The organism is Chryseobacterium viscerum, assembly GCF_002899945.2.
GTDB lineage: Bacteria > Bacteroidota > Bacteroidia > Flavobacteriales > Weeksellaceae > Chryseobacterium > Chryseobacterium viscerum.
Genome location: NZ_PPEG02000035.1, coordinates 1 through 522, shown reverse-complemented (window position 1 = coordinate 522; position 522 = coordinate 1). Strand labels below are relative to the sequence as shown.

Below are 522 nucleotides of genomic sequence, written 5' to 3'. Positions count from 1 at the left end.
CTGTATATCCAGGCTTTTGTTGAAAAAGCATTCTGTAGAGTCTGTCTTTTAATTATCTCTATTCTTGTCGGGCAATTAGCTATCAGTAGTTTTTTCTTTCAAAATCTTCCTTTTGAAATCGGAACACTTTTACTCATCGTCATTTTATGGGCACTGATTTTCTCAACCGTTATTTACTTTAACTCTCTATTGGAACAGAAAGAGGAACTTCAAAAATCTCATGCCAAAAATCTTAGATTTAAAAGGAATTATGAATTATTTAAAAGCCAGTTATTACAAAAGGAAAAAATAGAATTTCAGGATACCCATACTTTTTCTATTGGTAAAAAAGATGCAAGACTTCGTATTTCTATCGTTTCCAATCCATACTGTGGGTTCTGTAAAGATGCTCATAAATGAGTAGAAACTATTTTAGAAAAATATCCTGATGAAGTTTCTCTACAGATGAGATTCAATTATACCCCGGAAAGAGCAGACGAAAAATATACCCGATTAATATCAGATTTAACACATATCTACAAT

General features: G+C 31.4%; 1 pseudogene. It reads left to right on the top strand.

The features are described from left to right. Window positions 1-399, top strand: a pseudogene (locus tag C1634_RS25660) (ABC transporter permease); the annotation flags it as partial. Window positions 400-522 lie beyond the last annotated feature (123 nt).